Source organism: Streptomyces avermitilis MA-4680 = NBRC 14893, from assembly GCF_000009765.2.
GTDB classification, from domain to species: Bacteria; Actinomycetota; Actinomycetes; order Streptomycetales; family Streptomycetaceae; genus Streptomyces; species Streptomyces avermitilis.
On the sequence record NC_003155.5, the window covers coordinates 7770551 to 7782864 of the forward strand.

General features: G+C 72.0%; 12 protein-coding genes and 1 rRNA gene. 10 read left to right on the forward strand and 3 right to left on the reverse strand.

The features are described 5' to 3' along the window. Positions 1–60: 60 nt before the first annotated feature. The 3 genes from rrf (at position 61) to SAVERM_RS33365 (ending at position 2534) form a co-directional block, all read left to right on the forward strand. Positions 61–177 (forward strand): 5S ribosomal RNA (gene rrf, locus SAVERM_RS33355). Between the two features lie 144 nt (positions 178–321). Beyond that, complete coding sequence (locus tag SAVERM_RS43135; protein WP_010987887.1) at positions 322–1713, forward strand: hypothetical protein; 1392 nt, start codon at positions 322–324, stop codon at positions 1711–1713. Further along, a complete protein-coding gene (locus tag SAVERM_RS33365; RefSeq protein ID WP_370628378.1) occupies positions 1641–2534 on the forward strand; it encodes a hypothetical protein in 894 nt (297 codons plus the stop codon). The genes SAVERM_RS43135 and SAVERM_RS33365 overlap by 73 nt, the downstream gene beginning before the upstream one ends. A gap of 64 nt (positions 2535–2598) precedes the next feature. On the opposite strand, the gene SAVERM_RS33370 is transcribed toward SAVERM_RS33365, so the two are convergent. Next, entirely contained in the window at positions 2599–3891 is a 1293-nt protein-coding gene (locus tag SAVERM_RS33370) for a DUF1015 domain-containing protein (RefSeq protein WP_010987889.1), read from the reverse strand. Between the two features lie 80 nt (positions 3892–3971). On the opposite strand from SAVERM_RS33370, the gene SAVERM_RS33375 reads away from it, so the two are divergent. The 4 genes from SAVERM_RS33375 to SAVERM_RS33390 all read left to right on the forward strand — a co-directional run bounded on the left by SAVERM_RS33375 (position 3972) and on the right by SAVERM_RS33390 (position 8152). Next, positions 3972–5000, forward strand: a complete 1029-nt coding sequence (locus SAVERM_RS33375; RefSeq protein WP_010987890.1) for an HAD hydrolase-like protein — start codon at positions 3972–3974, stop codon at positions 4998–5000. 169 nt (positions 5001–5169) lie between these two features. After that, positions 5170–6213 (forward strand): FecCD family ABC transporter permease, encoded by a 1044-nt coding sequence (locus SAVERM_RS33380; protein ID WP_010987891.1) that lies wholly within the window; start codon positions 5170–5172, stop codon positions 6211–6213. After that, positions 6210–7268 (forward strand): FecCD family ABC transporter permease, encoded by a 1059-nt coding sequence (locus SAVERM_RS33385; protein WP_010987892.1) that lies wholly within the window; start codon positions 6210–6212, stop codon positions 7266–7268. The genes SAVERM_RS33380 and SAVERM_RS33385 overlap by 4 nt, the downstream gene beginning before the upstream one ends. Continuing rightward, entirely contained in the window at positions 7265–8152 is an 888-nt protein-coding gene (locus tag SAVERM_RS33390; RefSeq protein ID WP_010987893.1) for an ABC transporter ATP-binding protein, read from the forward strand. Before SAVERM_RS33385 ends, SAVERM_RS33390 begins: the two co-directional genes overlap by 4 nt. 209 nt (positions 8153–8361) lie before the next feature. Here the strand turns inward: SAVERM_RS33390 and SAVERM_RS33395 are convergent, their stop codons facing one another. After that, entirely contained in the window at positions 8362–8709 is a 348-nt protein-coding gene (locus tag SAVERM_RS33395) for an SCP2 sterol-binding domain-containing protein (RefSeq protein WP_010987894.1), read from the reverse strand. Positions 8710–8751: 42 nt separating this feature from the next. Here SAVERM_RS33395 and SAVERM_RS33400 point away from each other — a divergent pair, with 42 nt between their 5' ends. Genes SAVERM_RS33400 through SAVERM_RS33410 form a run of 3 tightly spaced genes read left to right on the forward strand, consistent with a single transcriptional unit; the run spans position 8752 to position 10782 of the window. Continuing rightward, positions 8752–9057 (forward strand): hypothetical protein, encoded by a 306-nt coding sequence (locus SAVERM_RS33400; RefSeq protein WP_010987895.1) that lies wholly within the window; start codon positions 8752–8754, stop codon positions 9055–9057. A 7-nt stretch (positions 9058–9064) separates the two neighbouring features. After that, a complete protein-coding gene (locus SAVERM_RS33405) occupies positions 9065–9880 on the forward strand; it encodes a TlyA family RNA methyltransferase (protein WP_010987896.1) in 816 nt (271 codons plus the stop codon). Then, positions 9877–10782 (forward strand): NAD kinase, encoded by a 906-nt coding sequence (locus SAVERM_RS33410; RefSeq protein ID WP_010987897.1) that lies wholly within the window; start codon positions 9877–9879, stop codon positions 10780–10782. The genes SAVERM_RS33405 and SAVERM_RS33410 overlap by 4 nt, the downstream gene beginning before the upstream one ends. 88 nt (positions 10783–10870) lie before the next feature. Here the strand turns inward: SAVERM_RS33410 and SAVERM_RS33415 are convergent, their stop codons facing one another. After that, a complete protein-coding gene (locus tag SAVERM_RS33415; RefSeq protein ID WP_107083119.1) occupies positions 10871–12220 on the reverse strand; it encodes an FtsX-like permease family protein in 1350 nt (449 codons plus the stop codon). Between the last annotated feature and the right edge of the window lie 94 nt (positions 12221–12314).

Consider the following 12314-nt stretch of genomic DNA (forward strand, 5'->3'; position numbering starts at 1 on the left):
AGTGTGCTTGTTCGCTGCCCTGTTCATGGCCTCGTACATATACGAGGTGTCTGAAAGGGTTTCGGTGATCATAGCGTGAGGGAAACGCCCGGTTACATTCCGAACCCGGAAGCTAAGCCTTACAGCGCCGATGGTACTGCAGGGGGGACCCTGTGGGAGAGTAGGACGTCGCCGAACAATCTTTGGAGGACCTTTGGTCCCAGCGACTCGCTGGGACCAAAGGTCCTTTTTTTGTTTTCCCAAAGCGCGCCGGGTACTCGGCTGCGCGAGAATGACTTGCGGTACCGAAGACAGGAGTCACCATGTCCACCAACTCTCCCGATGAGCGACCGGAGCGCGACGAGCGCCGCCGGGACAGTGGTGACCGCGGCGGCTACCGCGGGGGCCCGCGCCGGGACAACGACCGCGCTGGCTCCGGCGACCGCGGTGGTTACGGCCGGCGTGACGACCGCCGTGATGGTGACCGGGGCGGAGATCGCGGTAGTGACCGCGGCGGAGACCGGGGTGGTTTCCGCCGTGACGATCGCCGCGATGACCGTCGTGGGGATGACCGCGGCGGCCGACCCGGCGGCTTCCGGGGCCGGGACGACCGGCGCGATGACCGGCGTGACGACCGCGGTGGCGACCGTGGCGGAGACCGTGGTGGCTTCCGTCGCGACGACAACCGTGGTGGCGGCGGCTTCCGCGGAGGGGACGACCGCGACCGTGGTGGACGCCCGGCGTTCCGCCGCGACGACCGCGCCGCCGGACCGCGCCGCGATGACCGGGGTGCTGGACCGCGTCGCGACGACCGCGCTGCTGGACCGCGTCGCGACGACCGCGCTGCTGGACCGCGCCGCGACGACCGCGACCGTGATCGTGGGTTCCGCCGCGACGGTGATCGCCCCGCGGTCCGTCGCGATGACGACCGTGGTGGCTTCCGTCGCGATGACCGACGTGATGGCGACCGTGGCGGCTTCGCCCGTCGCGATGACCGTCGTGGGGATGACCGTGGCGGCCGACCCGGCGGCTTCCGGGGCCGGGACGACCGGCGCGATGACCGGCGTGACGACCGCGGTGGCGACCGAGGCGGAGACCGTGGTGGCTTCCGTCGCGACGACAACCGTGGTGGTGGCGACCGGGACCGTGGATTCCGTCGCGACGGTGACCGTCCGGCCTTCCGTCGCGATGACGACCGTGGCGGCTTCCGCCGTGACGATCGTCGTGGCGACGACCGTGGCGATCGTGGCGGCTTCCGCCGCGATGACCGGCGTGACGACCGTGGCGGCGACCGTGGTGGCTTCCGTCGCGATGACCGCGGTGACGACCGTGGCGGAGACCGTGGTGGCTTCCGTCGCGACGACAACCGCGGTGGCGATCGCGGTGGTGACCGTGGTGGGTTCCGTCGTGATGACCGGCGTGATGACCGCGGCGGCGACCGTGGCGGAGACCGTGGTGGGTTCCGGCGTGATGACCGGCGTGATGACCGTGGCGGCGATCGTGGGGGCTTCCGTGGGCGTGATGACCGCGGTTCGCGTGGCCCGCGTAGTGATGACCGTGGCGGCCGCCCCGGCGGCTTCCGGGGCCGGGACGACCGGCAGGGCGACGACCGGCGCGGTGGCGGCCGGTTCCGCGACGAGCGGGACCGCGACCGTGAGCCGATCAAGCGGCTGCCGATCCCGGACGACGTCACGGGCGAGGAGATCGACAAGGACGTACGGCAGGAGCTGCTGAGCCTGCCCAAGGGGCTTGCCGAGGACGTCGCCAGGAACCTGGTGATGGTCGCGCGGCTCATCGACGAGGACCCGGAGAGCGCCTACGGGTACTCCAAGGTGGCCCTGAGGCTGGCGTCCCGCGTCGCCGCCGTGCGCGAGGCGGCCGGCTTCGCCGCGTACGCGAACCAGAAGTACAGCGAGGCCCTCGGCGAGTTCCGTGCGGCCCGCCGTATGACCGGCGGCGTCGAGCTGTGGCCCGTCATGGCGGACTGCGAGCGCGGTCTCGGCCGGCCCGAGAAGGCGCTGGAGATGGCCGGTGCGCCCGAGGTGCACAAGCTCGACAAGGCCGATCAGGTCGAGATGCGGCTCGTCGCCGCCGGAGCGCGTCGTGACATGGGGCAGCTCGATGCCGCCATCGTGACGCTGCAGAGCCCCGAGCTGGCCTCCAACTCGGTGCAGCCCTGGACCGCGCGACTGCGGTACGCGTACGCCGACGCGCTCCTCGCCGCGGGCCGCGAGAGCGAGGCGCGCGAGTGGTTCGCCAAGGCCGCCGAGTCCGACAAGGACGGCAGCACGGACGCCTCGGACCGCCTTGCCGAGATGGACGGTGTCGAGTTCGTCGACGCGCTCGTCGAGGACGAGGAGAGCGACGAGGGCACGCGGGGCGAGACCGAGGCCCCAGTGGCAGCCGCCGAGGGCGACGCGGACGCGGACGTGGACGAGGAGCAGGTCGACGTCGTACGCGAGGTCGTAGAAGCCGGCGTTGAAGACGGCGACGGACACGGTGACGACAAGAGCGACAACAACGACAACAACGACGGCGACGGCGACAAGAGCTGACGTCATCTCATGATTGGGCGGGACTCCGGAAGGAGGCCCGCCCTTCGTGTTTGAGGGGCGGTTCTCAGACCGTCAGCGCGCGCAGCACCAGCCCCGACGCGGGTTTCGGGCCGAACGACGTCGACTTGCGGGGCATCGTCACGCCCTGGCGGGCGAGGTCCCGTACGACCTCCTCGCGGACCGGGTGCAACAGCACGGCCGTACCGCCGTCGCGCTCCGCCTTCTCGACCGTGGCGGCCGTGTCGTGGATGTAGGCGATGTCCGTGGGGGAGTCCTCGGGGATGTTCCAGACGTGGTCCAGGAGCGTGGCGTGCAGGACCGTCGCGTCGAGAGTGCGCCAGGCTTCCGGGTGGTCCGCCGGGATCGTACGCGCCAGGAGGTCCGGGGACGGGTGGTCAACCAGATGGAAGGCGCCATCACCCGCGAGGAGGAAGGCGTTGCCCGCGCAGGCGGAGTCGGCCAGCGCGGCCAGGGCGTCCGCGAGCGGCAGGTCGAGGCGGCGGACGCGGAACAGGCCCGTGAGAGCGGCCAGGGCGTCCGCCACCGGCAGCCGGTGCAGCAGACGGTGGATGGCGCGTACGCGCAGCGGATAGCGGGCCGTGTCGACCAGCAGGACGAGCCCGTAGTCCCAGGGGCTCGGCGAAGGGTGCTCCGCGCGTAGACGCAGATACGTCGCCCAGCGGTGGTGGCCATCGGCGATGAGTGCCTGGTGGCTGCCCAGATCGGTCTGGATCTCGGCCAGCTCGGCGGGGTCCGTCACCGCCCACAGCCGATGGCTGAAACCGTCCTCCGTGGTCGTCGAGAGCAGCGGAGTGCTCTCGACGGTACGTTCGATGACGGCCGTCGTGCCGGCCTCGGAGCCGTTGCCGCGGTAGGTCAGCAGCAGGGGTTCGAGGTTGGCGGAGGTCGCGCGCATCAGGGCCGCGCGGTCCGCGATGACGTGCGGCATGACGTCCTCGTGGGGGAGGACCACGCCGTCCGACGGCTCCGACAGGCGCAGGGCGCCGATGATGCCGCGTTGCAGCATGCTGCCGTCGCTTTGTTCGTAGACGTACAGACCCGGCTCGCTGTCGGTGGTGAGGACGCCCTTGGTGAGCCAGTGCTCCAGGGTGTCCGCCGCCTGTTCGTTGCGGGCGGTGGGCGTGACGGCCTGGGGGAGGATCAGCCGGACGATGTTGTACGGGTCCGCCGATTCGAGGTGGAGCAGCCCGTCCGGCCGGACGACGACGTCGTACGGCGGCGATGTCACGGCGGCCAGGCTGCCGACCCGGTCGGGGTCGTAGCGCAGGCCCCGGAACGGTGTCAGGTCGAGGCCACTGCGCGCCGGGGTTTCCTCCGCGGGACCTGCATAGTTCATTGAGGCATCCTAAGTGTGTCGGTGTGTCGGTGGCATGCGCGATGATCAGGGGAAAGGGATCGAACGAGGAGCGATGTGCAATGAGCCAGACCGTCAGGACGCGGCCCGAGGGCAGTACGCAGGCCCTGAGTGAGGCGTACGACACGGCGCTGCTCGACCTCGACGGGGTGGTGTACGCGGGGGGAAACGCGATCGCTCATGCCGTTGAGTCGCTCGGCACGGCCCGCGCGGGCGGGATGCACCTCGCATACGTTACGAACAACGCGCTGCGGACGCCCGACGCCGTGGCCGATCACCTCACGGAACTGGGGATACCGACCGGGCCCTCCGACGTCATCACGTCGGCGCAGGCCGTCGCCCGGCTGATCAGCGAGCAGGTGCCCGCGGGCGCGCGTGTGCTGGTGATCGGTGGCGAGGGACTGCGGGTGGCGCTGCGGGAGCGCGGGCTGGAGCCGGTCGATTCGGCCGAGGACGACCCGGCGGCCGTCGTACAGGGCTACGGCGGTCCCGAGCTGCCCTGGGGACGTTTCGCGGAGGCGTCCTACGCCATCGCGCGCGGGGTGCCGTGGTTCGCGTCCAACACCGATCTGACGATTCCGAGTGCGCGTGGGATCGCTCCGGGCAACGGGGCGGCGGTGGAGGTCGTACGGATAGCGACCGGCGCCGAGCCGCAGGTGGCGGGCAAGCCGCTGCCCCCGATGCACCGCGAGACGATTCTGCGCACCGGCGCCGAGCGGCCGCTGGTGGTCGGGGACCGGCTGGACACGGACATCGAGGGCGCGTTCAACGGCGAGGTGGACTCGCTGCTCGTCCTGACCGGCGTGACCGACGGCGCCCAGCTCCTGGCGGCGCCGCCGCGGCACCGGCCGACGTATGTCGACGCGGACCTGCGCGGACTGCTGACCGGGCAGCCGGAGGTCGTCGAGGCCGGCGACGGGTTTCGCTGCGGTGGCTGGACCGCGACAGCCGGAAGTGAACGGCTGGAGCTCGCGGGCGAGGGAGAGGCCATGGACGGGCTGCGGGCGCTGTGCGCGGCGGCCTGGACGGCTGCGGGCGAGGGCTCGTGCGAGCTGGACGGGGGGAAGGCGCTGGCGCGGCTGGGGCTTTGAGGCCGCCGTGAGCGCGTGGAAGAGGACACGGCTCCCGGGGGAGAGCTCCAGTCGCACGGGCGCGACGCCGGCAGGCGGCTTCACCGGGTCCGGCGCGGAGGGACTCCACGGATGCGGCGTGGTCCGGCGGGATCGAGTTCCGCAGCGAGGGTAGGCTAACCTAACCCCCGTGTTGGTCGACAGTCCCCCCGAACAGCGCGCGGAGACCGCCCCCGCGCCCCCAACCCGCCGGGCGATACGTGCCGTTGGGCTCCTTGTGTCCGTTGTGATCCTGGTGCTCGTCGCCCTGGCGAGCATCGCGATCGGCGCGAAAGAGCTGCCCCTGGACCAGGTCTGGCACGGCCTGTTCCACGACTCGGGGACGTATGCCGACGTCGTGGTCGGTGAGCGGCGGTCGCGCACCGTTCTCGGACTGCTCGTCGGCGCCGCGCTCGGGCTCTCCGGAGCCGTCCTCCAGGCGCTCACCCGCAATCCGCTGGCCGACCCGGGACTGCTCGGGATCAACGCGGGTGCGTCCGCGGCCGTCGTCACCGCCATCACCTATTTCGGCGTCACGACGCTGAGCGGCTATGTGTGGTTCGCCTTCTTCGGAGCCGCCGCGGTGGGGGCCCTGGTGTGGTTCCTCGGTGGCAGCCGGGGCGCCACCCCCGTGCGGCTCGCCCTCGCGGGCACCGCGATCAGCGCCGCGCTCTACGGCTACCTCCAGGCCGTGATGATCATGGATGACGCCGCGCTCGGCAAGATGCGCTTCTGGACGGTCGGTTCGCTGGCCTCGGCGACGGACTCGATGATCATGCAGGTCCTGCCGTTCCTGGTGATCGGCACGGTCCTCGCGCTGGCCCTCGCCCGGCCGCTGAACGCCATGGCCATGGGCGACGACACCGCCCGTGCGCTCGGCGCCAACCTCAACCGCACCCGTGCCCTGTCCATGGCCGCCGCCACCGTCCTGTGCGGCGCCGCGACCGCCGCCTGCGGGCCGATCGTCTTCGTCGGGCTGATGGTCCCGCACGTCGTACGGTCCTTCACCGGGCCCGACCTGCGCTGGATCCTGCCGTACGCGACCGTCCTGTCGCCCGTCCTGCTGCTCGGCGCCGACGTCGTCGGGCGGATCGTGGCGCGGCCCGCGGAACTCCAGGTCGGCATCGTCACCGCGATCATCGGCGGCCCGGTCTTCATCTATCTCGTACGACGGCGGAGGACGGCTCAGCTGTGAAGACCACCCGTAAGCCGGCGCTGCCCACGCGGACCGTGCGCACGCCCGGCGGTCTGTCCCTACGGCTCGACGTCCGCGCCGTCACCGTCGTCGTCCTGCTCCTGGTCGCCGCGCTCGCCGCGAGTGTCGTGCTGATCGGCACCGGCGACTTCCCGATTCCGGCCGCCGACGTCCTGAGGACGCTGGTCGGCAACGGCAACGCCGGCCAGGAGTTCATCGTCAACGAGCTGCGGCTGCCGCGGGTTCTCGTCGGGCTCCTGGTCGGTGCCTCGCTCGGGCTCGGCGGCGCGCTGTTCCAGTCCATCTCCCGCAATCCGCTGGGCAGCCCGGACGTCCTCGGCGTCGGCCAGGGCTCGACGGCCGGTGCGCTCGTCATGATCGTGCTGTTCTCGGGCAGCGCCGCCCAGGTCGCCCTCGGCGCGCTCGTCGGCGGACTCGCGACCGGACTGGCCATCTATCTGCTCGCCTGGAAGCGGGGTGTGCACGGTTATCGACTGGTCCTGGTCGGTATCGGCATCTCGGCGATGGTCACGGCGGTCAACGGCTACCTGATGACCAAGGCCGACATCGTCGACGCGGCCCGTGCGGTGGTGTGGATGACCGGATCGCTCAACGGCCGTGGGTGGGAGCAGGTCTGGCCGCTGGTCTGGCTGTGCGCCGTCCTCGTACCGCTCGTCCTGGCGAACGCGCGCGGCCTGCGGATGACCGAGATGGGCGACGACGTGTCGTACGCCCTCGGAGTGCGCGTCGAGCGCGTACGGCTGCTGCTGTTGCTGTCCGCCGTGCTGCTCACCGCCGGGGCCACCGCCGCCGCCGGCCCGGTCGGCTTCGTGGCGCTCACCGCGCCGCAGCTGGCCCGGCGACTGACCCGCTCGCCGGGCCCGAACCTGATTCCCTCCATGTGCATGGGCGCGACCCTGCTGATCGTCGCGGACTGGGCCTCGCAGCGGGCCTTCGGCGCCGACCAGCTGCCGGTCGGCGTCGTGACCGGAGTGCTCGGCGGGGTCTACCTGCTGTGGCTGCTCGTCACCGAGCGCAAGGCGGGCCGGATATGAGCGGCCGAGCGAACAAGAACACCCGAAGGAGCACTGTGAACCGCCTGTCCGCCGACAACGTCACCCTCGCCTACGACCAGCGCGTCATCGCCGAGCAGCTGTCGGTGGAGATTCCCGACAACTCCTTCACGGTGATCGTCGGCCCCAACGCGTGCGGCAAGTCCACGTTGCTGCGTGCCCTTTCGCGGATGCTCAAGCCGGCCGAGGGGCGCGTCCTGCTCGACGGACAGGTCATCCAGTCGATGCCCGCGAAGAAGGTCGCGCGGACGCTCGGGCTGCTCCCGCAGTCGTCGATCGCGCCCGACGGCATCACCGTCGGCGACCTCGTGGGGCGCGGCCGCTATCCGCACCAGGGACTTCTGCGGCAGTGGTCGTCCGAGGACGAGCGGGTCGTGCGGGAGTCCATGGAGTCGACCGGGGTCGCCGAGCTGGCCGACCGCTATGTCGACGAGCTCTCCGGCGGCCAGCGCCAGCGCGTGTGGATCGCCATGGCGCTCGCGCAGCAGACGCCGCTGCTGCTGCTCGACGAGCCGACGACCTACCTCGACATCCAGCACCAGATCGACGTGCTCGACCTGTGCGCCGAACTCCACGAGGAGCAGGGCCGCACGCTCGTCGCCGTACTGCACGACCTCAACCACGCGGCCCGGTACGCCACCCATCTGATCGCCCTGCGCGACGGCCGGGCCGTCGCCGAGGGGGCGCCGAACGACATCGTCACGGCCGAGCTGGTCGAGGAGGTCTTCGGCCTGCGCTGCCAGGTCATCGACGACCCGGAGACGGGCACACCGCTGGTGGTGCCGGCGGCCCGCAGGGCGCGGGTGGCAGCCGCGGCGGCCGGACCGGCCGCGGAGGCCGCAACGGTGGCTACGGGGGGCTCCTGAGACGGACGCGGGGCTGCGGGCTGCAGAAGAGGCTCCAAAGAGGCTCCTGAGCCGGTCGCGGGGCTGCGGCGGCCACAGAAAGGCCGCTGTGGCCACCGCGGCCCGTGGCGGTCACGGAAGGCGCCGCGGCCCGTGGCGGTCACGGAAGGCGCCGCGGCCCGTGGCGGTCACGGAACACCGCACCCCGCGGCGGCCACAGCACAGACCGGCTACAGAAGACTTCTGAGCCGGAGGAGATCGCGCAGGCCCGCTTCCAGCTTCACCCGGCCGGAACCCCAGGCCTTCGCGAAGTTCAGCTCGCCGTCGACCATCGCGACCAGGTCGTCGCCGGTCATCGTGAGCCGTATCTGGGCCTTCTCGCGGGGCGGACCCTCATACGTGTCCACCACTTCGATCCGGCCGTCCTTGAGCCGGCCGGCGAAGGTGATGTCCAGGTCGGTGATACGGCAGCTCAGCGAGCGGTCCAGGGCCGCCGCGCCGCGTACTTCCCCTTCGGAGGCCGCCATGTTGTCCGAGAGCTTGTCGAGTGCCGCACGGCACTCCTCGATCGTCGCCATCGTGATCGACGGTACCCCAGTGCTTCGGGGTAGCGTCGAGGCATGAGCGACTCAGTGTCAGAGGCCGAGGTCCCGCCACAGGCGTCGGCCACAGAGCCTGCGCGGGAGGCGGCGGCACCCGAGGACGACCCGGCCGCGCCCGCGCCCCTGTACGTGGCCCGCACCTCCACCGGCAACGCCGAGGTCGACGCCCAGCTCGACCGGCTGGCCGACGCCGACCACCTCGCCACGGACGGACACGTCGAGGTGTACGAGGATGTACACCGGGGGCTGCGTGACGCGCTCACCGCGCTCGACGCCCGCCCGGGACCTCCGGCGCCCCCCACCTCGTACGACCGCAGGAGCTGAACCGAACGTGGCAGGAGTGGCACGCCGACGCCTCGACGCCGAGCTGGTCCGTCGGAAGCTGGCGCGCTCGCGCGAGCATGCCGGCCAGCTGATCGCCGCGGGCCGGGTCACCGTCGGTAAGACCCTCGCGACCAAATCCGCCACCCAGGTGGAGACCGCGGCCGCGATCCTGGTCACCCAGGACGACAGCGACCCCGACTACGTCTCGCGCGGCGGGCACAAGCTCGCCGGCGCGCTCGCCGCCTTCGTACCGCAGGGGCTGACGGTCGAGGGACGGCGGGCGCTGGACGCCGGCGCGTCCACGGGCGGCTTCACCGACGTACTGCTGCGGGCGGGGGTCGCGCACGTCGTCGCCGTCGACGTCGGTTACGGACAACTCGCGTGGTCTCTGCAGAGCGATGAACGCGTCACCGTCAAGGACCGTACGAACGTACGCGAGTTGACGTTGGAGGCGATCGATGGGGAGCCCGTGGATCTTGTTGTCGGGGATCTGTCCTTTATCCCACTGGGCCTGGTGCTGCCCGCCCTCGTGCGGTGCACGGCCCCCGGGGCCGATCTGGTGATGATGGTCAAGCCGCAGTTCGAGGTGGGGAAGGAGCGGCTGGGCAGTGGTGGTGTCGTGCGCAGCCCCGAGTTGCGCGCCGAGGCCGTGCGCGGTGTGGCCGGGCGCGCCTGGGAACTGGGCCTCGGGGTGAAGGGCGTGACGGCCAGCCCGCTGCCCGGACCCTCGGGCAATGTCGAGTACTTTCTGTGGCTGCGGGCCGGAGCAGCCGAACTGGACCCGGCCGACGTTGACCGTGCAGTGGCGGAGGGGCCGCGTTGACTCAGACCCGAGCTCGTACTGTTTTCCTGCTCGCCCACACCGGGCGGCCCGCTGCGATCCGCAGCGCCGAACTCGTCGTACAGGGGCTGCTGAGATCAGGCCTCGGTGTACGCGTCCTCGAGGCGGAGGCGGCCGACCTGCCGCTGCCGGACGAGGTGGAGCTGGTCAAGGAGGCGACTCCGCAGTGCCTCGACGGCTGTGAACTGCTCATCGTTCTCGGCGGTGACGGCACGCTGCTGCGCGGCGCCGAGTTCGCCCGCGCCTCCGGCGTGCCGATGCTCGGCGTCAACCTCGGCCGCGTCGGTTTCCTCGCGGAGGCCGAGCGCGACGATCTCGACAAGGTTGTCGACCGGGTGGTGACGAAGGCGTACGAGGTCGAGGAGCGCATGACCGTCGACGTCGTCGTGCACAAGAACGGCGACATCGTGCACACCGACTGGGCGCTCAACGAGGCCGCCGTGCAGAAGGTCTCCGCCGAGCGGCTCCTCGAAGTCGTGCTGGAGATCGACGGGCGGCCGGTGACCGGGTTCGGCTGCGATGGCATCGTCTGCGCGACCCCGACCGGGTCGACGGCGTACGCCTTCTCCGCGGGCGGACCCGTGGTGTGGCCGGAGGTCGAGGCGCTGCTCATGGTGCCGATCAGCGCGCACGCCCTGTTCGCCAAGCCGCTGGTGACCTCGCCGAACTCGGTCCTCGCGGTCGAGGTCCAGCCGGACACGCCGCACGGGGTGCTGTGGTGCGACGGGCGGCGGACGGTCGAACTGCCGCAGGGCGCGCGGGTCGAGGTGCGCCGGGGCGCCGTGCCGGTACGGCTGGCGCGGCTGCACCATGCGTCGTTCACCGACCGGCTGGTGGCCAAGTTCGCGCTGCCGGTGGCGGGGTGGCGGGGGGCGCCGCACTAAGGCCGGTCCGGCGGATCAGGCCGGCCCTGCCGTACGAGGCCTCCCGCGAGGCCTCTCACGACGCCTCTCACGAGGTCTCATGCGGCTCTCACGCGGCGCCGACGACCGTGATCGCTCGGCGCCGCATCACCGCACGTACCGGCAGTCCGGTGGCCGACAGGGTGAGCAGCAGCGTGCCCGCGCCGATCCCGGCCAGGACGGTCCACGGGACGTACGGGACCGGGGAGCCGAAGGCCGTGTCGAGGATCGGTGCGAGGGTGCCGAGGGCGATCGCGGCGCCCAGCAGCAGGGCCGTACCGGCGACCACGACCGCCTCCCAGGCCGCCATGGCGCGTATCTGGCGGGTCTGCGTGCCGATGACGCGCAGGAGGGCGATGTCACGGCGGCGCTCGAAGGAGATCATGCAGAGGGTGTTCGCGGCGGCGATCGCGGCGAACCCCGCGTACAGCGCCGTCCCCGCGTAGTCGAGCCAGACCTCGCCCGGGCTGCCCGGCGAACCCGTGCGGTGCTCGGCGGTGGTGTGCAGCGCGATCTTCGTCAGGCCGAAGCCGACGACGAGGACGAGCGGCACGACCGCGGCCGAGAAACGCCTCGGCTGGGACCGGACGTTGAGCATCGCGAGCCGGGCGCTCGGGCCGAGGCGGCCGACGAGCGCGGAGACCAGGCGGGCCGCGGGACCCACGATGCGCGGGCCCAGCAGGCCCACCCCGGCGCAGCAGAGGATGAGGACCAGGAACGCGCCCTGCCCGGCCTTCTCCGCGGGCTGGTGGGAGAGCAGGACGGAGAGGGCGCACGCGCCCGCGAGCGCCGTGAGGCCGAGCGGAGCCCGGAGGACGCCCAGGTGCCGGCGGCCGGCCGCGGCCTCGGCCAGGGCCCTGGCCGGGCGCAGCAGCGAGAAGCGCAGGGAGGACAGCAGGGCCGCGAGCGTCGAGGTCACCACCGCCACCCCCAGGCACACCGGCAGGGCGAGCCACGCGGGGTGGAAGACGACCTCCCGGGGCAGCAGACCGTGCTCCTTCATGCCCGCGCACCACGCCCGGGCCAGGAAGCCGCCCAGGAGGCATCCGAGCAGTGCGGCCGGGACCGAGGCGGCCAGTGCCTGTCCGGCGACGGCGCGGCGCACCTGGCGGGGCCTCGCGCCGATCGCGCGGACCATGGCCAGCTCGCGGTACTGCTGCGCCACGGCCGTGCCCATCGTCGAGGCGATCACGAAAATCGACATGTAGATCGAGCCGATCAGCAGGACGGCCGCCATGCCGCCGACCTCGCTCTCGGCGAGCTGTGCGCGGGCCCGTGCGGGCAGCCCGTCGGCGCTCGTCGCCAGGAGTACCGACGTGGCCGCGCTCACCACGGTCGACGCGAACAGCGCCGCGACCGCCGTCCCGGCGAAGGCGGGTCGGTGCGCACGAAGGGCCGCTCGGGCCAGGCCGGTGGTCATGGGTCCAGGCTGGCGCGACGAGTGGATCTTGCGCCATGGGGAGCGCCCCAGGGCCGACAGGGGGGCCGCGCCAGCACCGGGCTGGGGAAAACCC

What these genes read in the sequence shown, in the direction of transcription:
- SAVERM_RS43135 (WP_010987887.1), top strand. Translation starts at nt 322, where the DNA reads ATGAGCGACCGGAGCGCGACGAGCGCCGCCGGGACAGTGGTGACCGCG.
- SAVERM_RS33370 (WP_010987889.1), bottom strand. Translation starts at nt 3,891, where the DNA reads ATGAACTATGCAGGTCCCGCGGAGGAAACCCCGGCGCGCAGTGGCCTC.
- SAVERM_RS33375 (WP_010987890.1), top strand. Translation starts at nt 3,972, where the DNA reads ATGAGCCAGACCGTCAGGACGCGGCCCGAGGGCAGTACGCAGGCCCTG.
- SAVERM_RS33390 (WP_010987893.1), top strand. Translation starts at nt 7,265, where the DNA reads ATGAGCGGCCGAGCGAACAAGAACACCCGAAGGAGCACTGTGAACCGC.
- SAVERM_RS33395 (WP_010987894.1), bottom strand. Translation starts at nt 8,709, where the DNA reads ATGGCGACGATCGAGGAGTGCCGTGCGGCACTCGACAAGCTCTCGGAC.
- SAVERM_RS33400 (WP_010987895.1), top strand. Translation starts at nt 8,752, where the DNA reads ATGAGCGACTCAGTGTCAGAGGCCGAGGTCCCGCCACAGGCGTCGGCC.
- SAVERM_RS33415 (WP_107083119.1), bottom strand. Translation starts at nt 12,220, where the DNA reads ATGACCACCGGCCTGGCCCGAGCGGCCCTTCGTGCGCACCGACCCGCC.